1 pseudogene is annotated in these 321 nt (G+C 64.2%); it reads left to right on the top strand.

Annotated features, from left to right (window positions below):
• A pseudogene (locus EN818_RS31545) lies at window positions 1-321 on the top strand (EamA/RhaT family transporter); the annotation flags it as partial.

Raw genomic sequence — 321 nt, 5'->3', positions numbered from 1 at the left:
GTGCTCTTCCGATCTCTCGCAATTGCCCTTGGTTTTGCCGGCGTGCTGATCATCGTACGGCCGGGCTTCGAGGGTTTTAGCGTCTATTCGCTGCTGGCGCTGGCGAGCGTTGTCTGCTGTGCGGTACGCGACCTCGCCACCAAGCGCATTCCGCACGCGATCCCGACCATGCTGGTATCGACAGCGACAGCTCTTGCCATGACGGTGTTTGGCGCGCTGCTCTTGTCGCCGATGGGCGGCTGGACGCCGATGAGCGCACGAGCGACCGCGCTGCTGGCGCTGGCGGCAGTGCTGGTCCTCATCGAGATCGGAAGAGCGTCG

The organism is Mesorhizobium sp. M3A.F.Ca.ET.175.01.1.1 (assembly GCF_004791945.1).
GTDB lineage: Bacteria > Pseudomonadota > Alphaproteobacteria > Rhizobiales > Rhizobiaceae > Mesorhizobium.
The sequence above is the reverse complement of the archived record's forward strand: the minus strand, read 5'-3'. Positions and strand labels throughout refer to the sequence as shown.